This window comes from Roseibium sp. ROS1 (assembly GCF_054658215.1).
The window spans coordinates 1,544,575-1,569,893 of record NZ_BAAGIG010000001.1; the positions used below are offsets into that span (position 1 = coordinate 1,544,575).

Sequence of the window (25,319 nt, forward strand, 5' to 3'; positions counted from 1 at the left end):
GGCGCATGAGGCGGCCGGCGATTGCATTGTGTCTGGCGCTGTGCGCGGCTGTCATTTTCAGCCTGCATGCCGGACTGACCTTCTATACGCCTCATACGGTCCTTTCCGCGCTCTTGGGGGGCGAGGGCGCAGATGCGCTGATTGTGACGACGTTGCGTCTTCCAAGAACCGCGATCGGCTTGGTTTGCGGGGCCTCTCTCGGCCTTTCCGGCCTGTTGATGCAATCGGTTACGCGCAATCCGCTGGCAGAGCCGGGATTGCTCGGGGTCAATGCAGGTGGTGCGCTGTTCGTGACCTTCGGTGTGACGGTCTTCGGAGTGGCAAGCCTTGCCGGTATCGGCATGGCAGCAGTGATGGGCGCATTGGCGGCAACGGTCCTGGTTTTTTCGATTTCAGCGTCCACTGGCGGTGCAGGCAATCCGGCAACCACGTTGCTGGCCGGATTTACCGTCGCCGCGCTGCTGGCGTCCTTCACGCAGACCTTGCTGCTGATCGACGAAAGCGCTCTTGAGACACTGCTGTTCTGGCTGTCGGGCAGTTTTTCCGACAGGCCTATAGGGTTGTTGCAACTCGGGTTGCCGTCGCTTGCCATCGGGGTCGCAGGCAGCCTTCTTCTGGCAACACCGCTGGATGTGCTGCGCCTCGACGATGCCAGTGCCCGGTCTGTGGGTGTCAATGTTGGCGCAGTCCGATTGACGGCGCTCGGTCTTGCGGCCCTGCTTGCGGCGGGGGCGGTGGCGATGGCGGGCCCGGTGCTGTTTCTGGGGCTGGTTGCGCCGCATCTTGCCCGGCGTCTGACCGACGGCGCCCTGCCGTCGACACGGCAGTTGATCGTGCTTTCCCTTCTGACCGGTGCCCTGATCGCAGTCCTTGCCGATATTCTTGCGCGTATTGTCGTTGCGCCCGGTGAAGCGCCGATGAGTGCCGTTCTTGCGCTTGTCGGTGTGCCGATGCTGGTACATCTGCTTCACAGGCGGAAAGGGCTGGCAGCGTGATGGCAGGCGCATTTCCACTTTTCAGGCTGCTGCCGGTCATGCTGCTCGTGTTTGCGTTGACGCTGGCTGCAACGGGCATCGGGTCCAGCTTCATGCCGCCGGAACGTGTTGTCGCGGCGCTGGCCGGGCAAGGCAGCCGCATGGATGAAGTAATCGTCTGGACCCTCCGCTTGCCCCGTGTTGCCCTTGCCATACTGGCCGGAGCGGCGCTTGCCCTTGCGGGTGCCTTGCTGCAGCGGGTCGTGCGCAATCCCATGGCGTCGCCCTCGGTTCTGGGCATTACCGACGGCGCGGCGGTTGGCGTCGTGCTGTTCTTGTGGCTGTTTTCCGATCAGGCGAACAATCTGACAGTCTCCATTCACTGGCAGCCTCTGGCCGCCATCGCCGGGGCGGCCGTCTTCGGTGCCCTGGTGATCGCATTGGCATCGCTCGATCGGGCAGGCAGCAAGCCGCTGAAGATCATCTTGTACGGTATTGCCCTCGCGGCACTCGCAAAGGCCGCGGTCACGCTGTTGATTATTCTCGGACCTGTCTACAGGGCAAGTCAGGCACTGATCTGGCTGACGGGCTCGGTTGGTGCAGCCCACTGGCAGGACGTTCTGGCGGTCGGTCTCGGCCTAGTCGCAATCATCCCGGTGTTGTTGTGGCAACGGCTCACACTGCGGCAACTCGTACTTGATCCTCAAAGCGCTGCCGTGACCGGCCTGTCGCTGGACAAGGCCCAGTTCTGCCTGCTGGCAGTTGCCGTTTTCCTGACGGCCATCGCAACGGCCCACGTCGGTGCCATCGGTTTTGTCGGTCTGGTCGCGCCGCATGTTGCACGGATCTTCCACGGTCAGTTCCGGTCCGGATATCTGGTTTCCGTGGCTCTGACCGGGAGCTTCCTGGTGCTGGCAGCCGACACGCTGGCCCGGATCATCGCGCCGCCGCTGGAATTGCCCGCAGGCGCGTTGACTGCGCTCGTCGGTGCGCCGCTGTTTCTCTATCTGCTTGTAAAAGGACGGCAATCCCATGCCTGACACTCTGGCCAGTCTCGATCGTGTCAGTGCCGCATATGACGGCGCGCCCGCGCTGAACGAGGTCTGCCTCGACCTGCCCGACGGCAGGATCATTGCCTTTTGCGGACCGAACGGCAGCGGCAAATCGACGGCCCTGAAAGTGATGCGCGGTCTGCATCGGCCGGATGCCGGCAATGTGGAAATCGCAGGCAGGGCGCTTGGCGACTGGTCGCAGAAGGATCTTGCGCGCCAGGTCGCCATGTTGTCCCAGTCGCCCGATGCACCGTCGGATCTTTCGGTTGAGGATCTGGTGCTGATGGGGCGGTTTGCGCATCGAAGCCGGTTCGGCGGGCCATCGGCAGCGGACAGGGCTGCCTGCGACCGTGCACTTGAAATCACCGAAATGACCGAGCTGAAAACCCGGGCTCTCGCCCAGCTTTCCGGCGGGCAGCTGCAACGTGCCTGGGTTGCCATGACACTGGCGCAGGATGCGCCCCGGATCTTCCTGGACGAACCGACCAACCATCTGGACATTGCCCATGCATTTGAGTTGCTGGACCTCGTCAAGCACCTGAGCCGCTCCGAGGACCGAAGCTTCGTCATTGTCCTGCATGATCTCAACATGGCCATGCGTTATGCCGATCACGTTGTGCTGTTCGAAAAGGGACGGATCGCCGCCAACGGGCCGACAACGGAAGTGCTGACAGAAGCGACCGTCTCTTCCGTATTTGGCATCGCCTGCAGGATCATGCCCCTGGACGGGTTGGAACGACCGGTCATCGTTTCCTGGGGCAAGGCCACCGGCGCGGGCGTTTCCGGCCAGTCGTCCGGCAAAATGCGCAAAATCTGCACATAGGCTGACAAAGGCCTGCAAGCGGGCTTGGCACAACAGGTGCCATGACCCGCCTGGCAACCTCTTCCCCGACCTCACTGGCCTTCCTCCTGGCCTCGCTGATCCTTGCCTACGAGCCGCTGCGCTGGCTGATCGGCACATGGACTGACCCGTCCTACCCATCCACCGGCGCGCTCTATCTGGTCGCGGTGGCAGCCCTGGTGCTCTGGTCGATGACGAGCCCGGTTCGGCAGAATTCGATCGGGCACCGGCAAATGGCAGTGCTGCTCCTGTTGGCGGCGGCGCTGATCCGGCTGGCAAGCCAGGTTCTGGCGATCAACGTGATCGGCGGGGTGGCGCTGGCAATTGATGTCTTCGCGCTGGCGACCCTTTTTCGGACAGGGGAGAGGCAGAGAGCCGTTTCCCCATTCTGGCTTTCCGTCCTGTTTCTGTTCACTCTGCCGGTCGAGCGCATTCTGCAACGGCTGCTCGGCTATCCGCTGCAGGAACTGTCGGCCAAGCTTTCCTGCGGCGGTCTCGGCCTCTTCTTTTCGGATCTCTCGTGCTCAGGCATCCGGATCGGCCTTGCCGGCAAGGACGTTCTGGTGGACCTGCCTTGCTCGGGCACATCCGGGCTGATGCTCGCCATGGCCTTTCTGGTCATCCTGACTGCGCTTTACCGGCCGAACCTGCTGACTGCCGTGCTCTGGATTGGCATCACGCTCGGGCTGGCTCTCATCGGCAATTCTCTGCGCATCGCTTTGCTTGCCGTCGGTATTGCGTATCCGGAAAGTGTCCTTGAGGCCGATGTCATGGCGCAGCCGCTTCACGACATTATCGGTTATCTGACGCTTCTTCTGTCGATGGCACCGGTGCTGGCGTTCTACAAGCCACGTCCCGCTGAGTGGCGCGCTGCCCGGGCTGTCTTCAGCTTGCCGGTGATGTCGCGGCCCTTGCAGAAGATGTCTGCTCTGGTGTTCCTGAGCCTTGCCTTGTTCATCGTCAGCCTGCCGAGGCACGCGCTTGATGTCTCGGCTTCGTCCCGGCCGCAGCCGCTGCCTTTGACACTGGCAGGTGAGGTCGGTGTCGACGAAGCGCTGTTGCCGATCGAGGAGCAATATTTCCGGCAATACGGTGGCTACGCCCAGAAGCGGCGCTACGGGCCGATGGCACTGACGCTCGTGCACACCTCTTCGCCGCTGCGCCACCTGCACGCCCCGGACGATTGCCTGCGCGGGCTCGGCTTCGATGTGACCTTTCTCGGCAGCCGTTTCGAACCGGTTCCGACAGCGCTCTACCGGGCCCGGTCGGAAACCGGTGGGGACTGGCGCGTTGCCGTCACCTTTACCTCCAGCACCGGCGAGACGACCCACAACATCGCCGAGGCGATCTGGCTGTGGCTGAAACGGCCCGGCACCACCTGGACCAGCATTCAGCGAATTACCCCGTGGACTCTGGACGAGCCGCAACGCGCCGCCTTTGAGGCCGCCGCAGGGGCTGCGCTCGATCTCAACACCCGCACTTCCGGTATTTTCCCTGACCAAAAGGAGAAACGCATATGACGTTCCTGTCCCCATTGGCGTCTGCCAGTTCTCTAAAACCAACTCTGAAAGCCACACTGAAAGCTACTCTGGCAGCCTCGCTGGCCATCGTCTTTGGCACGCTTTCAGCGCTGCAGGCTTCAGCCGAGCCAGACCTCGACGATCTGTCCGGCACCGTGGTTGCCACAGCCGATGGCAAGGAGATCCATCTGCCGCTTCTGAAGGCCGATTACAGGGTCGAGGTTGACGGCGATGTTGCCCATGTGGAACTGACGCAGACCTTCCTGAACCCGACCAAGTTGCCACTTAGTGCGACCTACCTGTTTCCGCTGAACCAGAAGGCCGCCATCCACGCCATGCGGATGGATCTCGACGGCGAGACCATCGTGGCGCGGATGAAGAAGAAGGAAGATGCCAAGGCAACCTTCGAGAAGGCGAAGCGGGAAGGCAAGGCCGCTGCCCTTCTGACGCAGCACCGGCCCAACATGTTCACCCAGGATATTGCGCATCTCATGCCCGGTCGCCCGGTGAAGGTGACACTGGAATACGCCCAGACCGTCCCCAAGATCGACGGCGCCTATGAGCTGGTAATGCCGATGGTGGTGGGGCCTCGTTACGGGGGGCTGGGCGCGCAACCCGCCCTGAAGCATTCGCAAAACATCGCGGACAAAAGTGTGCCGGAGGACGACAGTCCAGGATACGGCGATACCGAATATGCGAGCGATGAGCCCGTCTCAGTGAAACCTGCTGCCTTCAAGCACAGTGAAACAGTCTCCGGCTGGCAGATCGACAAGCTTCCGGCCTATCCGGAGGTCATCGGGCAGAATGCTCCGAAGGAAATCGATCCGAGGCGGGTGTCGCTGGAACTTGCTCTCAAGGCACCGATGCCTGTCTCGCGGCTGTCGAGCGATACCCATGCACTGGAGGTTTCCAGCCAGGGCGAAATGCGGACAGTCCGCTTCAAGTCCGGCAGGGCCATCGACAATCGGGATTTCGTTTTGCGTTATGAGCTTGCCGCACAGAGCAATGTTGCTGCCGGTGTCTCGTCCCGGTACGAAGCCGATGGCGGGGGCTATTTTTCGCTGCTGATCGAGCCGCCGAAACTGCCGGCTGAAGACATGATTGGCCAGCGCGAGCTTGTCTTCGTGCTGGATACATCCGGGTCCATGAGCGGGCAGCCGATCGAAGCGAGCAAGACCTTCATGACAGCAGTGATCAAGTCTCTGCGCCCTGATGACTATTTCCGCATCCTCCGCTTTTCCAATAACACTTCCCAATTTGCCGGAAATGCCGTTCTGGCAACGGAGCGAAACAAGCGGCAGGCCTTGAAGTTCGTGGCTGGCCTTTCGACCGGTGGCGGGACGGAAATCAACCAGGCCGTAAACACCGCCTTTGATCAGGCACAACCGGAAAACACCACACGCATCGTTGTCTTTCTGACCGACGGTTATATCGGCGACGAGGCGACCGTGATCTCGAGTGTCGCGAGCCGTATCGGCAAGGCGCGTATCTATGCCTTCGGCGTCGGCAACTCGGTCAACCGGTTTCTGCTGGATGCGATGGCCACGGAGGGCAGGGGCTATGCCCGCTACGTGGCTTTGGGAGAAGACGCGGGCGAAGCGGCGGAAAACCTTGCCGCAAACCTGAAAACACCGCTCCTGACAGACATCGCCATCGACTGGAACGGTCTCAAGGTCGAGGGACAGAGCCCGGCCAGGATACCCGATCTGTTCGAAGGCGGCTCGGTGCGCGTGATGGGGCGATACGCTGCCGGCGGCAAGCATACGATTTTCATCAACGGTCTGGTCAACGGACATGCTGCCAGACTGCCGCTTGAAATCGACCTGAAGTCTTCTGTCGACGGCAGTGCGGTTTCCAGTCGGGCCCTGCCGCTGATCTGGGCGCGTGAGCAGATATTCGACAAGGAGCGCGCCTATACGATCGGCGGCAGCACCGACATGCAACTGAAGCAGGAAATCGTCGATCTGGGCCTGACCTATTCGCTTCAGACCCGGTTCACGTCCTTTGTCGCCGTCTCTGAAAAGGTGGTGAACGGTGCACCGGCGACCGCCTCTCACCGAAACGTGCCCTTGTCGCAGGTTGCAGGCGTTTCGACCAATGCCTATCCGTCCTTGAACCTTTCCGGCAGTTCCGCGCCGGAACCGGAGGGCATATTGGGAGTGATGCTGGTCCTCCTGGCTGTGGTTGCCCGGTTCCGGCTTAAACTGGCAAATAGCTTCCGCAAGTTGCGGGAAAGGGTTCGGGCGGGCCGGTCACGCGATGAGGAAGCTGCGTCTGGCGAGCTGGATCTTGCCTTGCCCCGTACGTTGCGCCGGGATGGTTGGTGGCTGGAAACCTGATCCGTGCTTCGCTATTGGTAACGCTCTCGCAGGCAACTGCGGGGCCATTTTTCGGGAAGAGACATTTGCCAGGTCAAACCATTCTTGTTGTCGATGACGACCCGCATATCCGGGACGTCATCTGTTTCGCGCTTCAAAAAGCGTCCTATGTGTTCGAAGTTGCCGCTGACGGGAAGGAAGCGCTCGACAAGGCGCTTTTATGCAATCCGTCCCTGATCGTTCTGGACATCGGCCTGCCGGAAATGGACGGGCTGGACGTCTGCCGGCATCTGCGCCGCACGTCGGAGGTGCCGATCCTGTTTCTGTCGGCACGCGATGACGAGATCGACAGGATCGTCGGTCTGGAACTGGGCGCTGATGACTATGTGACCAAACCTTTCAGCCCGCGCGAACTGATCGCCCGCGTCGGCGCGATCCTGAAGCGCTATGGCGCCCCCGCGGCTGCCGAAATAGTTGAAGACTTGCCTGCGCTGCGTTTCGGTGCGGTCGAACTTGACCGGTCGCAGCGCCATGTGACAGTCGATGGAACGCCTGTCACGCTCACGGCCATCGAGTTCGATATCCTGGCTACCCTGCTGGTCCGGCCGAAGATCGTCTTTACCCGCGAGCAGATCCTCCAGAATGCCTACCGGGACAATATCCACGTCTCCGATCGCACCATTGACAGCCACATCCGCAACATCCGCGCCAAGCTTGGAACCGTTGGATGCGGCGATGCCATCGAGACCGTGCACGGCGTCGGATTCCGGCTTGGGCCCTGCCGGGTCGAGAATGGAAACGGCGGATGATCCTGTCGCGCACCTTCCGAGACAAATGGCGTCCGCCACTGTCGCTCGTGGTGGCGGGTGTTCTTGGCATCATGCTGCTGGTGCCTCTCGCAGGTGTCGCCTTCTTTCGCGTCTATGAAAACCAGCTCATCGAGACGACAGAAGCGGAGCTGATCGGGCAGTCGGCGGCAATTGCCGCGGCAATGGCGCAGCGCCTTGAGGAGATTGGTGGCGCCGACCTGCCTTTGGGGCCGGAAGTTGCGAAGGCTACGGAGGTGCCCGGCAGTCGCAGCATCTATCTGCGGAACCCGGGCGGAAGCTGGACGCCGCAACTTCCGGAACTCGATCTGACGCGCACAAATGTCTTGCCCGGAAGAGGGGCGCCACGGCCGGCTGCCGAACCACCACTTCTCGAATACCTGAGTGCCGGACAAGCCGTGGACCGCATCCTGCAGGAAACTCAGAAGAAGACCCTGGCCGGATTCCGGGTGCTGGATTTCAATGGCGTGATCATCGCCGGACGTGAGGATATTGGCCTGTCGCTTGCCCATGTGGAGGAGATCAAAAGAGCGCTTTCGGGACATTATGCCAGTGCGCTGCGCGAGCGCATCGTCGACAATCCGCAGCCGATATATTCCATCAGCCGGGGAACCAGCGTTCGCGTTTTTGTCGCGATGCCGATTATCGTGAGCGACCGGGTCGCGGGCGTTGTCTATGCCTCGCGAACACCCAGCAATATCCTCAAGGAAATGTTCGTTAAGCGCGAGGCCGTCTTCTGGGTCGTGGTCTTTGTGCTGGCTGCGACTTTTGTCGTCGGTTTCATTTTCGCGCGCGCCATCACCGGACCAATCAAGGCACTGACACGGCGTTCTCTGGCGATCGGTAATGGCGAGCGGGATGCATTGGTGCCGCTTGCCATTCACGGCAACCGCGAGATCCATGCGCTTTCAGAAAGCATGCTGGACATGTCGCGCAAGCTGTTCGATCGGAATGACTATATCTCCACCTTCGCCAACCACGTGACTCACGAGCTGAAGACGCCGCTGACCTCTATCCAGGGTGCCGCGGAGCTGTTGAAGGACGAAGGGGCAGAGCTGAGCGACGCGGACAGGGAGAAGTTCCTGAGCAATATCCTGCACGATACCGAACGTGCCTCGAAGCTCTTGAACCGACTTCGAGATCTCGCCCGGGCCGACAGCGTCGAGATCGGCGGGAGTTGTCGGCTGAGCGAAGTTGCCACCGCGCTCAGGAGACGCTTCGAAGGGCTGGAAATTGACCTGTCCGGCGATGCGGATCTGCCGATGTCGGCGGAAAACGCCCGGATCGTTTTTGAAAACCTGATCGACAACTCCCGCCGCCACGCCGCGTCCAGGGTATCGATTGTTGCTGTGCCCGACGAGAAAGGCCTGACAGTTCAGGTGCAAGACGATGGCGAGGGCATTTCCGAAGGCAATCAGGACCAGGTCTTCGAACTCTTCTTCACCACCCGGCGGCAAAGCGGGGGCACCGGCATGGGGCTTGGCATCGTCCAGGCGCTCCTGAAGGCCCATGGTGCAGCGATCCGACTGCTGTCGGGTGCCGACGGTGCTACTTTCGAACTCTTCTTTCCGGTGAGGCCACCTGCCATTAGTCCGGCCAGCGGGAGCTGAACACTGCGGCCAGATGATCGAGCAGTGCACGCACGCGGCGGGTCAGGTGCCGGTTGGGCGGGTAGAGTGCATAGAGGCCGAACGTGTCGGTCTTGTATTCCGGCAGCACGCGCTCAAGCCGTCCGTCCGCCAGGGCGTCCTCGATGGCATAGAGCGGCGCGATGGTGAGGCCGAGACCTCCCATTGCCATACGGGCCAGGGCTCCGGGAGAGTTGGAGCGGACGGCACCATGCAACCGGATGACCTGCTCTTCGTCCCCGGAATGAAACCGCCAGGTGTTGAGTTCGGTCTGATTGCTGTCGACAAGGCAGACATGGGTTGAAAGGGCTCTTGGGTCCTGCGGTCTGCCGTGCCGCTTCAGATAATCCGGTGAGGCACAAAGAACCAGCGGCATGCCGGCAAGCTTTCGAGCGATCAGGGTGGAATCCCGCAAGGCTCCGATGCGGATCGCCAGATCGAGACCTTCCTCCACCAGGGCAAGCCGGTGATCGGTCAGGCGCATATCCACCTCGACATCCGGATGCTTGCGCAGGAAAGGGACAAGCGCCTCGCTCAGCCTCGTGCTGCCGAAGCCTGTCGGTGCCGTCAGCCTGATCTGGCCAGCCAGGGCGCCCTGACGTTCACGCACAAGCGAATCCAGATCATCGATCTGCTCCAGGATCGGCCGGCAATGTTCCAGATAGGCAGCGCCGACGTCGGTCAGGGACACACTGCGCGTGGTCCGGTTGAAAAGCTGGGTCTTCAACTGGCCTTCCAGATGCTGGACATATTTGCTGACTAGCTTGGTCGACAGGCCCAGCCGTCGCCCCGCGCTTGTGAAGGATCCTTCCTGCGCGACGGCGATGAAGGCTCGCATGGTTTCGATCTTGTCCATCACTATTGTCCTCGGCGGATCCTGCTCTCGTCAGCTATTTATCCCCTATTTGTACATAATCATTGAATGAATTCGAAGATTATCTCCATTCAAGTCAGGAGGCATATTGCAGGCAGCGGACCGGACCAAGACGCTTCGGCCGCAGGAAGATCCTTCAAGGCAAGAGGAAGCTGGCGATGTCCAACGCAATCAAGATCCACCGTTTTCCGCTCTCCGGTCACTGCCACCGGGTGGAACTCTTTTCCAGCCTCACCGGCATCAATTACGAGCTGGTCGAGGTCGACCTGGCCAATGGCGAGCACAAACGCGATCCGTTTCTGAAACTCAATCCGGTGGGCCTGGTTCCGGTCATCGAAGATGGTTCGACCGTGCTCTCTGACTCCAACGCGATCCTCGTCTACCTGGCCCGCAAATATGCGCCGGACTGGCTGCCGACAGATCCGTATCTGGAAGCAGAAGTTCATCGCTTCCTGGCCTTTGCCGCCGGTGAACTTGCCAGCGGACCGGGTGCGGCGCGGTTGATCACGGTCTTCGGACGGCCGCTTGATCCGGAACGTGCAAAGTCTGTCGCCAAGGTGGCTTTCGATAACCTGGAAGCCCATCTGGACGGCCGCGAGTGGCTCGTTGGCGATCGGCCGACGATCGCTGACATCGCCATCTACAGCTACACGGCGCATGCGCCGGAAGGCAACGTTTCGCTGGAGCCCTATCCGCGCATCCGCGGTCTTTTGAAGCGCATCGAGGATTTGCCGGGCTTTGTGGCCATGCCGGCCACCAAAGCAGGCCTTGCCGCGTAACGTTTCACCGGAGCTGCAGGTTCTTGCAAGCAAGGGCCTGCGTCTGGCGTTCCTGAAGGTACCGAGAGGATTTGACGATGGCTGAGATCGATGAGACTGCAAACCGGACGGTCATCCCTTCTCCGTTTCATGACGGCGAGCGCCAGGTGCAAGAACGACTTGGTGACAGGGACGTGGAGCGCTGGGCGCGTGGTGCCATCCGTGGCTTCATGCCTGATCAACATCGGGCCTTCTTTGAGGACCAGCCATTCATGATCGCCTCGGCGCGCGATCCTGCCGGTCGCCCCTGGGCGACAGTGCTGGAGGGCTGGCCCGGGTTTGTACGCTCACCCGATCCCGGGTCGTTGACGATTTCAGCGCGTCCTGTCGCAGGAGACGCCCTGGAAGAGGCATTTGTCGAAGGCGCGGATGTCGGTTTCATCGGGATCGAGCTTGCAACCCGGCGGCGCAATCGCGTCAACGGGACAGTCGCGTCAGCAGGGTCCGAGGGGTTCCGGTTTGCTGTCGGGCAGTCGTTCGGAAATTGCCCGCAATATATCCGGGCACGGGATGTGCGCTGGAGCACGGAAGCTGCCTCGGGAGAAGCTGTTCGTGGATCACGTCTTAGCGCGAGGCAAACGGCGTGGATCAGGTCTGCCGATACGTTCTTCATCGCAACCGGCTACCGGGGAGAGGGAGATGACGAGGCCTTTGGCATGGACGTGTCTCACCGGGGTGGTGAACGCGGCTTCGTGCATGTTCTGGATGATCGCCGGCTGATCTTCCCCGACTATGCGGGCAACAGGTTCTACAACACGCTCGGCAACATTCTGGCGGATGCGCGAACAGGGCTGTTGTTCCTGGATTTTGCAAGCGGCAGCCTGTTGCAGGTGACCGGCCGGGCAACGATCGTTTGGGATGCGGAAGAAGTGGCGAAAGTGCCTGGTGCACGTCAACTCGTGTCCTTCGAGGTCGACGAAATCGTTGAACTGACGTCGGTCTTGCATTTGCGCTGGCAGAAAGAAGCATCGGCAATCCGGTCGTTGCGGCTTGCCGAGAGAATCCGGGAAAGTTCCGACGTGACGTCTTTTGTGTTCGAGGCTCGCGACGAGGGAGCTTTACCTTCGTTCAAGGCCGGTCAGCATTTGCCGATCGAACTCAGCCTTCCTGCCGGCCATGGCAAGATCCAGCGAAGCTATTCGCTTTCCGGCGATCCGTCCGAAGGCCGCTATCGAATATCCGTGAAGCGCGAGCCGAACGGACTTGTCTCGCGTCTCCTGCATGATGTGCTTCAGGTTGGCGGATACATAGACGCTGGAAGGCCGGCTGGTGATTTTGCGCTGCCGGAGACGAAGGAGCCGGTGGTGCTGGCAAGTGCGGGCATCGGTATCACGCCGCTCCTGAGCATGCTGCATCATCTGGCTGGTGAGGACGGGAGCCGTCCCGTGTGGTTTGTCCAGAGTGTCAGGGATGGCGATCATCATCCCTTCCGGCAGGAAGTCGAAAGCCTGACGGCGGGGAGGCCGAACATTCGGCACGAGATCCGTTATAGCCGCCCCCAGCCTTCGGACGTTTCAGGTCAGGATTATGATGCGGTCGGCCGGATAACAGCGCAACAGCTGCTGGACTTGTCACCCACACTGCAGACGCAATACTTCCTGTGCGGTCCGTCTGCCTTCCTGGCTGATCTGAAGTCCGGGCTGGAACAGCTTGGTGTTTCGCAGGAGCGGATCCACTTCGAAGCCTTCTGAGGGAGATCCGGGCGTATCAGTCCGGTCGTCAATCTTCCGGGGTGAAGTCGACATGGATATGGTTGCCGTCCGGGTCCCAGACATTGATGGCAACCGTCCCCGTGCCGGGCTGAACGGAGCGGCGATAACGTTCGCCGCGCTCGTTCAGTCTTGTTTCGAAAGCCTCCAGGCCGGAAGCGGTAAAGGCGAAATGTTCCAGTTTCAGCTTGGCTTCGGATCCGGTCGCTTCCGGCCCCTCAACGCCGACCAGATGAATGGCTGCATCGTTACCCGCGTAGAGCCAGGCACCTGGAAAGGGAAAATCGGGACGCGGTCCGGGTTTCATCCCGAGAATGTCGCCATACCAGGCGATCAGTTCGTCGAGCCGCGTGGTGCGAAGATTGACGTGGTCTAGCTTTCCGATCTTCATGCGCTGGCCTTTCCAGAGCGGTCCGTTTGGTCCGGTAAGTGGTGATTTGTTGTCTGACCCTCGAGGGCTGGCAAGTCAATGCCGGTCGGCATCCAGGGAACCGGGCAAGGCACCGCGAAACACCTGCCGGGACTGTCACAATTTTTAGCAAATAGTTAAGGTCGGGCAAGGCTTTCGGCTCTGAAGACCACTCGTCCGGTTCAGCGTGAAAAAAACCTTCTGCAACTGAAAATTTCCTATTGCATCGGGGGGCGAACGGGCGCATATACGCCTTGCCCAAATTCGCACGTGCCCGTGGTCGTCCATGGGATGTTCAACAAGACATCTCTTAAGGGGCCGCTGCCAGACAATCCGCCAAGGGGCGGGGCAGTTGAGATCCGGACGGCTTAAAGCAACGACGTAAGAGGGCTTTTTTGGTCTCTGCCGGGGTTTCCAACCTCCGGCGTCACTGAAGAGGCACTTGTTACATCATTGCCCGACGTGCGGTTCGGTTCTCCCGATCCAATCAACGGCATTTCCCGACGCGGGAAAGCTTTGTGCTGCTTGGCAGTCGCATAGCCCAACCGTCGCTGCAGTCAACCCGGCCTCCGGTTCCATCCCGGGGGAGGCCCGGTGCGCATTGCAGCACCCTGCGACGTGAACGCAGCGCGCACGCCAAGGATTAGCGCGCCTGCGGCTGAGATTGAGAAAGAGGGGAGCCCCCCAATGAGCGACCGTATCCGCGATTTCCTCCGCCGACGTGACGAAGATGGCCCGTGCGTTGTTGTCGATCTCGACATCGTGCGCGACAACTTTGAAGCTTTTGCCAAGTCCCTGCCGGACACCTCCGTCTACTACGCAGTGAAAGCCAACCCGGCACCTGAAATCCTGTCGCTCCTGGAAAGCCTCGGCTCCTCCTTCGATTGCGCCTCCGTCGGCGAAATCGAAATGGTGCTGGCAACCGGCGCATCCGCCGACCGCATTTCCTACGGCAACACGATCAAGAAGGAGAAGGATATTGCGCGTGCCTATCAGTATGGCGTCCGCCTCTTCGCCGTCGACTGCGTCGAAGAAGTTGAAAAAATCGCCCGCGTTGCCCCTGGCTCCAAAATCTTCTGCCGCGTCCTGTGCGACGGTGTCGGCGCCGAGTGGCCGCTCTCCCGCAAATTCGGCTGCGACCCCGAAATGGCGCCCGACGTCCTCGAACACGGGCACCGGCTCGGCCTTGTCGCCCATGGCGTTTCCTTCCATGTCGGCTCCCAGCAAGCCAACCTCACGGCGTGGGATCTCGCTCTCGCCATGGCAGCAGGCGTTTTCCAGGAAATGGCGCTCCGCGGCATCGAACTGAAAATGGTCAACATGGGTGGGGGCTTCCCGACCCGTTACCTGAAGGACGTCCCGGGCGTTTCGACATACGGCGAAGCGATCTTCCAGGCGCTGTGCAAGCACTTCGGCAACCGTCTGCCGTCCACCATCATCGAGCCGGGCCGCGGCATGGTCGGCAATGCCGGCATGATCGAAGCTGAAGTCGTGCTGATTTCCCGCAAATCCGCAAGCGACGAAGTACGCTGGGTCTATCTCGATATCGGCAAGTTCCACGGCCTGGCCGAAACCATGGACGAGGCGATCCGTTATCCGATCCGCACCCCGCGCGACGGCGACACCACCGCACCTTGCGTGCTGGCTGGCCCGACCTGCGACAGCGTCGACGTTCTTTACGAAAAGACGCCGTACGAACTGCCGGTGAGCCTGTCCATTGGCGACAAGGTGCTGATCGAGGCCTGTGGTGCCTACACCACGACCTATTCCACGGTCGGCTTCAACGGCTTCGCGCCGCTGGCGTCCTTCGTCATCTGAGGCAAGTGCCATGATTGATATTGTGGACGAGGCGCCGGATCACACCGGCGCCCGCGAGGGTCTGCTTGACCTTTGTTTCGGCGAGGACCGCTTCAGGAAAACCTCCGAGCGTCTGCGTGAAGGCCGGCTTCCGGTCTTCGCATTTTCTGCAATCGACGAATCTGGCAAGCTCGTTGGCACGGTAAGGCTCTGGTCTGTGGCGGACCGCAACGGCTCGCAAAGCCTGTTGCTCGGACCCCTTGCCGTCGATCCGGCTTGCCGGGGACTGAAGGTCGGAGACCGCCTGATGCGGCACGCCCTCAACCAGGCTGCCGTGCTTGGCCATGGATCCGTGATCCTGGTCGGAGATCAGCCGTATTATACCCGCTTCGGTTTTGCTGCGGGCCTTCTCGACAAGGTCGGGATGCCGGGACCGGTGGACTATCACCGTTTCCTCGCACTCGAGTTCACTCCAGGGCACATTGACGGCCTGGAGGGTGTGCTTTCTGCATCCGGTGTACTGGATCCGATGGCAGTGCCGGCTGCCCGGGAAGACGTCTTCTCGGTTTCGCAAGCAATTTGAAGCTTTAGACTTGGAGACGGCGGCGAAGTTTTTCGCCGCCGTCTCTTGTTTTTTAAGCACAGGCTTGTTTGTTTAAAAATAACAGGGGTTGAGACAGTCATTTGTCTTTCCTTGAACGGGCTTTCACCGAGAAGACTTGAAATTCCTGCAGAAACCAGCCACACCTAACAAAGGCGCAATAAGTGCGCTTTGCTGTTTGAAGGATTTCCCAACGGGCCGGACCCTCTGGAAGCGATGTGGGCGGCATATCGGATAGGATTGGAGTTACGCATATGACCGACGACACCAACGACGGTGCGCCGAAGAAGCTGGCGGTAAAAGCTGCCGCAAAGCCAACAACACGGCGCAAGACCACATCGCGTACGCCTGCTTCCAGAGCCGCATCGGCAAAGCCGGCAAGCTCCAAATCCACACCTGCCAAATCACCGTCTGCGAAGCCGGCTGCAGCCAAGGCTGCGCCCGCCAAACCGGCGGCTGCGAAACCGGCGGCTGCGAAACCGGCTGCTGCAAAAACTCCGGCCAAAACAGCCTCTGCAAAGCCTGCTGCTGCGAAACCCGCAACCAACAAGCCGTCCGCCTCCGCCACCAAGGCAGCTGACGCGAAAGCGCCCGCAAAGTCTGTGGCGGCCACAAAACCTTCGACAAGCAGGACACCGAAACCTGCTGCTGCAAAAGCGCCAGCCAAGCCGGCTGCCAAAAAGGCGGCTCCGGTGAAACCGGAAGCAGCGAATGCTTCCAAGGCGAAGACAGCCGCTCCTAAAGCTTCTGCACCGAAGGCGGCAGCTTCGAAGGCCGCTGAACCGAAAGCAGATTCTACAGCATCAGCAGGCGCTGTTCACGGAACGATCACCGGCCCGCTTGTGATGATCGGTCTCGGGTCCATCGGCAAGGGAACGCTGCCGCTGATCGAGCGTCATTTCAAATTCGACAAGAGCCGGTTTACCGTCATCGACCCGGTTGATGGTGATGCCAAGCTGGTGACCGACCGGGGATACCGGTTCGAAAAAGTCGCCCTGACGCCTGAAAACTACAAGGACATACTCACGCCTTTGCTCACGGAGGGCGAGGGGCAGGGTTTTGTCGTTAATCTGTCTGTGGACACTTCATCGCTGGACCTGATGAAATTCTGCCGCAAGCTTGGCGTGCTCTATATCGACACCGTGGTCGAACCCTGGCCGGGGTTCTACTTCGACGACACCGCAACGGCAGCCGACCGGACCAATTATGCACTGCGTGAGGCCGTACGACGCGAAAAGAAGAAACATCCTGGCGGCACTACGGCAGTTTCCTGCTGCGGCGCCAATCCCGGCATGGTCTCCTGGTTCGTGAAGAAGGCGCTGGTGGATATCGCGACCGATACCGGCGTCAAGTTCAAGGAACCGTCCAGCCAGAAGGGCTGGGCCAAGCTGATGAAGAAGGTGGGTGTCAAGGGCATCCATATTGCCGAGCGTGACACCCAGCGAGCCAAGGAACCGAAACCATTCGGCGAGTTCTGGAACACCTGGTCGGTGGAAGGTTTCCTTTCCGAAGGTTTCCAGCCCGCGGAACTCGGCTGGGGTACGCACGAAACCTGGAAGCCTGCGAACGCCAAGAAGCACAAGAAAGGCTGCAAGGCTGCGATCTATCTGGAACAGCCGGGTGCCAACACCCGTGTGCGGACCTGGTGCCCGACGCCAGGCGCGCAATATGGCTTCCTCGTCACGCACAATGAAGCAATCTCCATCGCCGACTACTTCTCCGTGAGCGACGGCAAGAAGGTCAGCTACCGCCCGACATGCCACTATGCCTATCATCCGGCGAACGTGGCCGTGCTCTCGCTGCATGAACTGTTCGGCTCCGCAGGAAAGGTTCAGGAGACGCTGCACGTTCTCGACGAAAGTGAACTGCAGGACGGCATCGATGAACTCGGCGTTCTGCTCTATGGTCACAAGAAAAACGCCTACTGGTATGGCTCCCAGCTGTCTGTCGAGGAGGCCCGGGACCTTGCGCCGTATCAGAACGCGACCGGTCTGCAGGTGACTTCGGCCGTTCTGGCCGGAATGGTCTGGGCGTTGGAGAACCCGGAAGCGGGCATCGTCGAGACGGACGAGATGGACTACAAGCGCTGCCTCGAAATTCAGCTGCCGTATCTTGGCCCGGTCAAAGGCTATTATACGGACTGGACACCTTTGGAAGGGCGGCCTGGCTTCTACAAGGAAGATATCGACACCAAGGATCCCTGGCAGTTCCGTAACATTCTGGTGCGATAACGAAAAAGGGCAACCTTTGGTGAAAATAGCCGCCGGATAACTCCGGCGGCTTTTTTGTTGTTTGTTGAAATTCGGAAAGTCGCCGAACGCGAAAACTTTGTGATCTACATAACATTCTTGAAATAAATCTTGGCAGAATATACGTCATAGGGTGCAACCATTCGGCGAGGGCAAGTTGAAAGTCGATCAGGCAAGACTGAACGCTGCCATCCGGGGCCTTTATGAGGCCGCGGTTACGGCGGAGCTCTGGAAGCCGGCCATGGAAGAGGTGACTGACGCCCTCCAGGCAAAGAGTTGTCACTTCTTCTCCAACAACCTGACAGATGCGGGGGACGACCTCTTCGTCACGGTTCGCATGGATCCTGATTTTCACAAGGATTACATGGGCACCTACGCAGAGCTTGATGTCAGGTATCCGCGCATCCTGGATGCACCGGTCGGAAGAGTTCTGCACGGAGAGCTCCTGTGGACCGACGAAGAGCGGATGGCCAGTCCTGTCTATCACGAGAACCTGCTGCCTTTCGAACTCTACGAGGTAACTGGCGCTCAACTCGCCATGCCCGATCGCTTGAGCTGGCTTGGCTTTTCTCTCTATGAAGAGGAGCCTTGGGAAAAAGATCAGCTCGAGGCTCAGCAGCTGGTCCTCGGCCATACCCGGCAGGCCTTGCGGATCCATCTGACACTGGCTGAAGCAAAAGCGAATACGGAAACGCTCGGCAATCTCCTGACGGCACGCGGGCAAGGGATAATTCTGGTGACCGCAGGGGGCAGGATCGTCTTCGCGAACGATCAGGCCGAAGCCTTGCAGCAAGAACAGGTTCTGAAAATGAGCAGCCGGGGTCTTGTCTTCCGGGACAGGGCCTTGAACCGGCGTCTTGCGCTTGCCCTAGATGCCCTTCACTTCCGTTCGAGCGTTCCTTCGGGCGAGACCGTTACGCTCACCGATACAACGGATCATCAGATCGGGGTCCGCTTCCTGCCCGTTCCCGGAGGGATCGGTGGTGGCGGCTCGATGCTGGCTGTCCTGTGTATTCCGCTCCACATGCAGCATGGGCCGGACCCATCGGAGATCAGGCAATTTGCCGGATTGTTCCGCCTGACACCTTCCGAGGAGCTTGTGGTTGGCGCAATCGCGTCCGGGCAGGATCTGTCGCAACATTGCATTGAGCGCGGCATCTCACTCGACACCGCAAGAAAACACCTGAAGAATACAATGGCAAAGGCCAACTGCCGCTCGCAGAAAGATCTTCTGCGGCTGGTCGAGCGGTTCTGCTTCTTCCGACTTCGCTGACCTGCGAAGCTCTTGCCATCCGGAATGCCTGACAGATTTATACTGGATCCGTTGTCGCTGATCTTGCCGGACCCGGGCCGCCTTGCCTTGTTTCCCCCGGTTCATGTCAAGACCGTTTGCGCCTGCTGTTCGGGCAGTGTCGCTGGTCACAGGAGGCCGGGAAGGGGATGAGCTAACAAGAGACGGTGACAGGGCTCGTGTCAGGTTCAAACGCTGGTGACAACGGTTGCCATCTACCCGAACCTGACGGGCAGCCGACCGTGAAAGAACCGGGCGCAAAACGAACCCGGGCTGTTGAGGCATAAAAAGGACAATGACAGTGCTGAATTCCATGGAAACGACTTCGCGAACCGATGCGCATCCCCTTGGACCGGAAAGCCGTCATGCCGGAACCACCAGGATCCTGCACTGGATGATTGCCGCTTTGGTTCTGGCTACATGGCCACTGGGTTACGTGATCAAGTTCGTGAAAAGCGATGTGTCCCTGGATTTCTACCTGCTGCACGAAAGTATCGGCTTTCTGGTGCTCTGGCTGATGCTGGTTCGTGTCGGCAACAAGCTTGTTGCTCGAAAGCCGGCGGAAGAGGGTCCGGCTCTGGAACGACTGGCGGCCAGCGTCGTTCACGGGCTTCTCTATCTGTTCCTGATCGTCATGCCGGTCAGCGGGTTTCTGGCAACAAACGCCCACGGATTTCCGCTGAGCTGGTTCGGCCTGGTTCCGGTCTGGAGCCCGATCGGCAAGTCGCCAGACATTGCGGGGACACTGTCGGCCATTCATTCCTGGAGCGCATGGGCTTTGCTGGCACTGTTTGCCCTTCACATTGCCGCGGTACTGTTCCACCACGTTCTGAGGCGTGACCGGACACTCTACCGGATCCTCTGAACCGAACAGCCAGTGCTGGGTAGCGCTGGCCGCTTCCTCCAGTGGCGAGTGTCAATCGATCAGCCGCACCACCTCCAGGGGCTCAACTCTGCCTTTTACCTGATGCTGGCCGATGGACCGGTACTCAACGGTGTTGCCAAGTCGTTTGGCGATCTCGCTGGAGACGAGGATCACTACATCGGAGCTGCCGTCGATCTCCTTGCCGAGGCTCTCCAGCCGGGAAGCGGCGTTCACCGTGTCGCCGATGACCGTGTAGTTGACCCGCTCCGGTGCGCCGATATCGCCGACCACGAGCGGGCCCATGTGAAGGCCGATGCGAATACGCACAGGCGCTTCACCGCGGGCAACGCGTGCCGTGTTGTCCGCCCGGATGGCACGGGCCATGCCGATTGCCGCACGGGCGGCAGGTTCTGCCGGATTTTCCAGCCGTTCCGGAGCGCCCCAGAATGCCATGACACTGTCGCCGATGTATTTGTCGATGGTGCCGCCTTCCTTTGTGATTTCGGCGCCGAGCAGGGACAGGTGATGATTGACGAAGGCAGCGGTTTCGGTTGCCGTCATGCCTTCGGAGGCGGAGGTGAAGCCGGCAATGTCGGTGAACATCACCGCGACTTCTCGTTCTTCCGGCGGCGCATACGCCCGGCCTTCACGCAGGAGTTTCCTGACCAGTGTTTTGGGTACGTACCGGCTGAAAGCGGTCAGGCCGCTGACCATGGAATTGAAACCGTTGGCCAGGTCGTCCAGTTCGCGCACGAAGCTGCCTGGCAGGTGCTCGGCAGAGTCCAGTTCAAGATCCGCGACGGCCCTTGCCCCAAGCGCTGCCCGACGGATCGGCTGGCCGATGCGGTGGGCAAGAAAGCCGGCGCCGATCAGCGACAGTCCGAGAAGGGCGATGCCGATCAGTATCGCATCGCTCAATTGCTCAAGCGGCTGCTCGAGAACCTCCGCCGGAAAATGGGCGCCGATGGAAATCGGCAACCCTGTCGGGCCGAGGTCCGGGCTTTGGAGGACGACAAACCGCTTGTTGCCAAGGGCATCATAGCCGGCACGCATTTCGTGTCCCTGGCGTATGCCATAGCCTGATCCATCGACTGTTTCGGTCGATTTGAGGGTTTGCAAAAAAGTGTCCGGGACGTTCTCGAGTTCAATCAGCGGACTTGTCGGCGACAGAAGGTTGAAGACCTCCGGCAACGCAGGATGAGCAATCAGACCGTAGGTCTGCGGGTTGATCATGAACACCTGAACCAGGCCGGTGGAGATGTCGCTTGTGACTTCCGACAAGCGCTCCATGGACATGGCCATCAGGACGAGGCCTTCGTAATCACTGCCGTCAGGGCCGTCGGACAGGATCGGTTGAACGTGAGCGATATAGGTGTGCTGGCGCTGAGGATAAAAGGCCGGGCCAGACCAGAAGGGGGCTGTCTTGTCCCTTGAAGACGAGATCAGACCCGCAAGGGCATGCGTTTCGTCCGTCTTCGGCACGAATTGAGGTACAAGAATTCCGTCTGCTCGGCCCCGGTCGACCTGGATGAAATTGCCGTTCCTGTCGGCGACGATGACAAAGGAGACATGCTCCATGGCCGATAGCGCACCGAACATGTAGTCGGCGACTTCCTGAGGACGGCGCAACAGGATGCTGCCGGTGGAAAGCGCTGCCGCGGTAAAGGAGCTTGCTTCCTCGACGGCTTCTATCTGGGCGGAAAAGGCCTGCTCCAGGGAGTGCATGCCCGAGTTGATCAGCGAGCCGCCCAGGTTGCGCACGACCTTTTCGGACGTGGCCGCCTGGACGATCAGGACAAGCGCAGCGGTGATGAAGACAAAACCACCGATGACCGTCGTGAGCGTCGGCGTGATGTGAAGGCGCCTGTTAAAGGGCAAGTGCTTGGCCTGCGTACTGAATTTCGACGCAATACCCATACCCTGATAACGTGGCGAGGCAAAGCGCGGGAGACCGGATGAAACCGTGAGGATTGCAACGGATGATCGGCTCGGTGCTAGCCACGCAGCCGAACGACCTCGACCGCTGCCGATTTACCCTTGACCTTGTGCAGTCCGATGGCCTCCTGCTCGATGCTGCTGTCGAGACGCTTGGCGATCTCGCTGGAGACGAGAATCACAACATCGGCATCGCCGTCGATCTCCTTGCCGAGGCTCTCCAGCCGCGAAGCGGCGTTTACCGTGTCGCCGATGACCGTGTAGTTGACCCGCTCCGGTGCGCCGATGTCACCGACGACAAGCGGTCCCATGTGAAGGCCGATGCGAATACGCACAGGCGCTTCACCGCGGGCAACGCGTGCAACGTTGTCCTCCCGGATGGCCCGGACCATGCCGATTGCCGCCCGGGCGGCAGGTTCTGCAGGATTTTCCAGCCGTTCCGGTGCGCCCCAGAATGCCATGACACTGTCGCCGATGTATTTGTCGATGGTGCCGCCTTCCTTTGTGATCTCGGCGCCGAGCAGGGACAGGTGATGATTGACGAAGGCAGCGGTTTCGGTTGCCGTCATGCCTTCGGAGGCGGAGGTGAAGCCGGCGATGTCGGTGAACAGCACTGCAACCTCCCTTTCTTCCGGCGGGGCATCCGCCCGGCCTTCGCTCAGAAGTTTCCTGACAAGTGTGCCCGGAACGTAGCGATTGAAGGCTTTCAAGCCGCCTAACATGGCATTGAAGCCCTTGGATAGGTCGTCCAGTTCCCGGATGATGCTGGAAGGCAGCGGGGCTACGGTCGAAAGGTTCAGGCCCGCCACTTCTCTTGCCGCGACCGAAGCACGTTGCACCGGTCTTGCAATCCGTCTCGCCAGCAAAACTGCGCCAAGCAGCGACAGCACGAGCAATCCGCCACCAACAAGTAGCGCCATCAGCAATTGTTTCAGCGGCTGGGAAAGGTACTCGGCCGGAAAGTGAACACCGATCCTGACCGGAAGACCCAAGAGGTTTTCGTTCTTCTGTTCAAGGATCACGAACCGTTCGGCGCCGTCAGGGGCAGTGCCGGAATAGACAGCCAGTTTCTCGGAAATGTCGAAGGACTCATTCTTGACCCTCGGCATGTCCTTGAAGCCGGCCAGAAAGGCATCGGGCAAACGATCGACATTCAGAAGAGGCATTTCTGCTGTCAGGTCATCGAAGGATTTGTGAAGGTCGGGATGGGCGACGATTTCGTCTGATCCCTCCTTCATGAGAAAGACGGTTATGTCGTCTGTCGAAACGTGCCAGGTGATCTCGGACATTCTGTCGAGCGACATGCCGATCATCAGGCTGCCACGGTAGGTCTTACCCTCATGCAGCGGGCGTACAAAGACGTAATAGGTGTGCTCGCGGTTCGGCATGTAGAACGGCTCGCTCCAGAAAGCACCAGACTGCTTTTTCGCGCGCTCCGCCAGGGGAACCAGGATCGGAATATCCGTCGCCAGATTGACGTTGCCGCCCAGCAGCTTGCCGTCCGCATCGCCTCTGTCGACATCAACGCCTTCGCCATTTTCGTCTACCAGAACCAGAAAGGAGACTTGCTCCATCGGGGCGAGTGCACCGTAAAGGTAAGACAGGATGAGATCGGGGTCGTCGACCGGCAGTTCCTTGCGCTCATAGGTCAGCCGGGTGAATTCGGCAGTTTCCGTGATGGCATGAAGCTGTTCGACAAACGCCGTTTCGGCTGCTTCCATGCCGATATCGACCAACTCACCGCCCATTCTCCTGACGACTTCCGAAGAAGTGACGGCCTGGATGAAGAGGATCGCAGCCGCGGTCACCAGCACGAAACTGCCGATGACGGAGGCAAGGGTCGGTGTGATGAAGAGTTTCCTGCGTGCTGGCACCGTGACGTCCCGATTGTGAGTTGTGTCGTCGTAAGCCGATATCTCTTTCAAATTACGCCGCGCGTAGCAATCGGGGAACTGTACCGGAAGCTTGAAACCTGTTTCAGATACAAAAAGACCCGCACGGCGAAACCGTGCGGGTCTTGGTTTTTCGCGCTTGGAAAAGCGTGCGTCAGGAAGTCTTTTCTGCCCGGTCGAACGTGTGACCGTAGTCCACGGCAATCTCGTAATCCGGATCTTCAAGGACCGAGACTTCGACAAGATCGCCAGCCTTGGCCAGCAGCTTCTTGCAGTCCGGCGACAGGTGGCGCAGGTGCAGGCGCTTGCCAGCAGCAAGGTATTTCGAGGCGAGGGCGTCAATTGCTTCCAGGCCGGAATGATCGACCACGCGGCTGTCGATGAAGTCGACGACAACGTCCTCGGGATCGTTCAACGGATCGAAGAGGTCGGCAAAGCCGGTGGTGGAGCCGAAGAACAGCGGGCCGGTCAGACGATAGACCTTCCAGCCTTCCTTGCTGGTGCCGATACGGGCACGGATCCGGCTGGCTGCATTCCAGGCGTAAGCAAGCGCGGAGATGATCACACCGACGACAACAGCGACCGCGAGATCCGAATAAACGGTGACGCAGGTGACAATGACCATCACAAGCGCGTCGATCGGCGGGATCTTGTGCATGATCTTCAGGCTGGTCCACGCGAAGGTGCCGATGACCACCATGAACATTACGCCGACCAGGGCTGCGACCGGGATCCGTTCGATCAAGGGCGAGGCGATGACGATGAAGGACAGCAGGAAAAGAGCTGCGGCAATGCCGGAAATCCGGGTCCGTGCACCGGATTTCACGTTGATCATGGACTGGCCGATCATGGCGCAGCCACCCATGCCACCGAAAAAGCCGGTCACGACGTTCGCCGTGCCCTGTGCAAGGCATTCCTTGGACGCGCCGCCCTTGGTGCCCGTCAGGTCGGCCACGAGGTTCAACGTCAGCAGGGATTCAATGAGGCCGATGGCTGCCAGGATCACGGCATAAGGCAGGATGATCTGCAATGTGTCGAGCGTCAGCGGCACCATGGGAATGTGGAAATCCGGCAGGCCGCCGGCGATCGAGGCGAGATCGCCAACCGAGCGGGTGTCGAGGTTGAAGCCGAGCACGAGCGCGGAGACAACCAGAATGCCTGCAAGCGGCGCGGGGAAAGACGATGTGATCTTGGGCAGGAACCAGATAACAGCCATGGTGAGGGCGATCAGGCCGAGCATCAGATACAGCTGGGAGCCTTCCATCCATGTCAGTCCGCCAGCGCCATCTGGAACCTTGAACTGGCCAAGCTGTGCAAGGAAGATCACGATCGCAAGGCCGTTGACGAAACCAAGCATGACCGGATGGGGCACCATGCGGATGAACTTGCCCCACTTCAGCAAGCCCACCACGATCTGGATGAGGCCCATCAGCACGACGGTGGCGAAAAGGTATTCCACCCCGTGCTGGCTGACGAGGGAGACCATCACCACGGCCAGTGCGCCGGTCGCGCCGGAAATCATGCCGGGACGACCACCGATACAGGCCGTAATCAGTCCGACAAAGAACGCCGCATAGAGACCTACCAGCGGATTTACGCCAGCAACAAAGGCAAAGGCCACGGCTTCGGGAACGAGCGCCAGGGCAACTGTAAGCCCGGCCAGAAGTTCGGTTTTGATGCGGGACGCATCCATTTTCAACGGTTGTTCAGGCGCAACGG

At 60.1% G+C, this 25,319-nt stretch carries 19 protein-coding genes; 14 read left to right on the top strand and 5 right to left on the bottom strand.

Translation table 11 applies throughout. The features are described from left to right. Nucleotides 1–5: 5 nt before the first annotated feature. The 7 genes from ACYQ6M_RS07040 (at nt 6) to ACYQ6M_RS07070 (ending at nt 9,142) form a co-directional block, all read left to right on the top strand. Entirely contained in the window at nt 6–995 is a 990-nt protein-coding gene (locus ACYQ6M_RS07040; protein WP_209169495.1) for a FecCD family ABC transporter permease, read from the top strand. After that, nucleotides 995–2,014 carry a FecCD family ABC transporter permease gene (locus ACYQ6M_RS07045; protein WP_460072928.1) on the top strand — a complete coding sequence of 340 codons (1,020 nt, stop codon included), beginning with the start codon at nt 995–997 and terminating at the stop codon, nt 2,012–2,014. Before ACYQ6M_RS07040 ends, ACYQ6M_RS07045 begins: the two co-directional genes overlap by 1 nt. Continuing rightward, nucleotides 2,007–2,849 (top strand): ABC transporter ATP-binding protein, encoded by an 843-nt coding sequence (locus ACYQ6M_RS07050; RefSeq protein WP_297834832.1) that lies wholly within the window; start codon nt 2,007–2,009, stop codon nt 2,847–2,849. The genes ACYQ6M_RS07045 and ACYQ6M_RS07050 overlap by 8 nt, the downstream gene beginning before the upstream one ends. A gap of 41 nt (nt 2,850–2,890) precedes the next feature. Next, on the top strand, nt 2,891–4,387 hold the full coding sequence (gene xrtT / locus ACYQ6M_RS07055; RefSeq protein ID WP_460072931.1) for an exosortase T: 1,497 nt from the start codon (nt 2,891–2,893) through the stop codon (nt 4,385–4,387). Continuing rightward, nucleotides 4,384–6,726, top strand: coding sequence for a VIT and vWA domain-containing protein (locus ACYQ6M_RS07060; RefSeq protein WP_460072933.1), 2,343 nt, complete (start codon nt 4,384–4,386; stop codon nt 6,724–6,726). The genes xrtT and ACYQ6M_RS07060 overlap by 4 nt, the downstream gene beginning before the upstream one ends. Nucleotides 6,727–6,791: 65 nt before the next feature. Next, nucleotides 6,792–7,514 (top strand): response regulator, encoded by a 723-nt coding sequence (locus ACYQ6M_RS07065; RefSeq protein ID WP_460072935.1) that lies wholly within the window; start codon nt 6,792–6,794, stop codon nt 7,512–7,514. Continuing rightward, entirely contained in the window at nt 7,511–9,142 is a 1,632-nt protein-coding gene (locus ACYQ6M_RS07070) for a sensor histidine kinase (RefSeq protein WP_460072938.1), read from the top strand. The genes ACYQ6M_RS07065 and ACYQ6M_RS07070 overlap by 4 nt, the downstream gene beginning before the upstream one ends. On the opposite strand, the gene ACYQ6M_RS07075 is transcribed toward ACYQ6M_RS07070, so the two are convergent. Further along, nucleotides 9,120–10,016 carry a LysR family transcriptional regulator gene (locus ACYQ6M_RS07075; protein ID WP_062488416.1) on the bottom strand — a complete coding sequence of 299 codons (897 nt, stop codon included), beginning with the start codon at nt 10,014–10,016 and terminating at the stop codon, nt 9,120–9,122. The genes ACYQ6M_RS07070 and ACYQ6M_RS07075 overlap by 23 nt on opposite strands. Nucleotides 10,017–10,192: 176 nt before the next feature. On the opposite strand from ACYQ6M_RS07075, the gene ACYQ6M_RS07080 reads away from it, so the two are divergent. Both ACYQ6M_RS07080 and ACYQ6M_RS07085 read left to right on the top strand, forming a co-directional pair. Next, nucleotides 10,193–10,813, top strand: a complete 621-nt coding sequence (locus tag ACYQ6M_RS07080) for a glutathione S-transferase family protein (protein ID WP_023000935.1) — start codon at nt 10,193–10,195, stop codon at nt 10,811–10,813. Nucleotides 10,814–10,890: 77 nt separating this feature from the next. Beyond that, nucleotides 10,891–12,543 carry a pyridoxamine 5'-phosphate oxidase family protein gene (locus ACYQ6M_RS07085; protein WP_460072940.1) on the top strand — a complete coding sequence of 551 codons (1,653 nt, stop codon included), beginning with the start codon at nt 10,891–10,893 and terminating at the stop codon, nt 12,541–12,543. A gap of 28 nt (nt 12,544–12,571) precedes the next feature. Here the strand turns inward: ACYQ6M_RS07085 and ACYQ6M_RS07090 are convergent, their stop codons facing one another. After that, nucleotides 12,572–12,952, bottom strand: coding sequence for a VOC family protein (locus ACYQ6M_RS07090; protein ID WP_460072942.1), 381 nt, complete (start codon nt 12,950–12,952; stop codon nt 12,572–12,574). 705 nt (nt 12,953–13,657) lie between these two features. On the opposite strand from ACYQ6M_RS07090, the gene ACYQ6M_RS07095 reads away from it, so the two are divergent. From ACYQ6M_RS07095 to ACYQ6M_RS07115, 5 genes are all read left to right on the top strand, one after another. Next, the gene (locus ACYQ6M_RS07095; protein ID WP_152506242.1) at nt 13,658–14,788 is read left to right on the top strand and encodes a type III PLP-dependent enzyme; all 1,131 of its coding nucleotides are present in this window, start codon (nt 13,658–13,660) and stop codon (nt 14,786–14,788) included. A 10-nt stretch (nt 14,789–14,798) separates the two neighbouring features. Beyond that, nucleotides 14,799–15,350, top strand: coding sequence for a GNAT family N-acetyltransferase (locus ACYQ6M_RS07100; RefSeq protein ID WP_055654983.1), 552 nt, complete (start codon nt 14,799–14,801; stop codon nt 15,348–15,350). 863 nt (nt 15,351–16,213) lie between these two features. Then, a complete protein-coding gene (locus tag ACYQ6M_RS07105; RefSeq protein WP_023000941.1) occupies nt 16,214–17,599 on the top strand; it encodes a homospermidine synthase in 1,386 nt (461 codons plus the stop codon). 175 nt (nt 17,600–17,774) lie between these two features. Then, on the top strand, nt 17,775–18,890 hold the full coding sequence (locus ACYQ6M_RS07110) for a helix-turn-helix transcriptional regulator (protein WP_460072945.1): 1,116 nt from the start codon (nt 17,775–17,777) through the stop codon (nt 18,888–18,890). 331 nt (nt 18,891–19,221) lie between these two features. Next, nucleotides 19,222–19,773: a cytochrome b gene (locus ACYQ6M_RS07115; RefSeq protein WP_460073202.1), complete on the top strand. Its 552-nt coding sequence runs from the start codon at nt 19,222–19,224 to the stop codon at nt 19,771–19,773. A gap of 51 nt (nt 19,774–19,824) precedes the next feature. Here ACYQ6M_RS07115 and ACYQ6M_RS07120 read toward each other — a convergent pair whose 3' ends face one another. From ACYQ6M_RS07120 to ACYQ6M_RS07130, 3 genes are all read right to left on the bottom strand, one after another. After that, nucleotides 19,825–21,651 (bottom strand): adenylate/guanylate cyclase domain-containing protein, encoded by a 1,827-nt coding sequence (locus tag ACYQ6M_RS07120; RefSeq protein ID WP_460072947.1) that lies wholly within the window; start codon nt 21,649–21,651, stop codon nt 19,825–19,827. 116 nt (nt 21,652–21,767) lie between these two features. Then, nucleotides 21,768–23,582, bottom strand: coding sequence for an adenylate/guanylate cyclase domain-containing protein (locus ACYQ6M_RS07125; RefSeq protein WP_460072949.1), 1,815 nt, complete (start codon nt 23,580–23,582; stop codon nt 21,768–21,770). A gap of 172 nt (nt 23,583–23,754) precedes the next feature. Then, complete coding sequence (locus tag ACYQ6M_RS07130) at nt 23,755–25,293, bottom strand: SulP family inorganic anion transporter (RefSeq protein WP_055656639.1); 1,539 nt, start codon at nt 25,291–25,293, stop codon at nt 23,755–23,757. Nucleotides 25,294–25,319 lie beyond the last annotated feature (26 nt).